The sequence below is a fragment of the Mesorhizobium sp. WSM4837 genome (genome assembly GCF_055811435.1).
This window is the reverse complement of the sequence record NZ_JBVVQE010000244.1, coordinates 1-460: the sequence shown is the minus strand read 5'-3', so window position 1 is coordinate 460 and position 460 is coordinate 1. Positions and strand designations below refer to the sequence as shown.

General features: G+C 62.0%; 1 protein-coding gene. It reads right to left on the bottom strand.

The annotated features are described in order from the left end of the window. On the bottom strand, positions 1-460 hold a 460-nt coding region (locus AC0L3D_RS36935; protein WP_473647566.1), incomplete at both ends, for a DPP IV N-terminal domain-containing protein.

Here is a 460-nt window from a genome sequence, read left to right as displayed (position 1 = left end):
ACGCCCAGATGATCTCCTTCCCGTCGTCGACATCGTAACGAAAGACTTTCCCGGTACCGTGCTGGTTCATCACCAGCGGCTGGTAATCAACGAAGGTCGTGCTGGTCTCTTCGATCAGCGAGCGTGCGCGGCCCGTGGCGGCGTCTACCTCGACCAGCCGATAGAGCTGATGCCCGCGCTGGTTATATTCGAAAGTAAAGCCGCGACCGTCCGCCCACCACCGGAAAGGGGAAAGTTCGAAGGGGTTGGAGAACAGGGCGTTGTCGATCACGATCTGGCGCAGGCCGGCAATGTCGAACAGGACCGGCTGGGGCAGCGGAAGGGCATCGCCCGGCTTGGGATAGACCATTGTCGAATATTCGCGCTGCAACTGGTCCGTCGACGAATTGAGGTAGGGGACCTCCCGCTTGTAGCCGGGGCGAACGCGGTAGGCCGCGAGATGGCGCGAGTCCGGCGACCA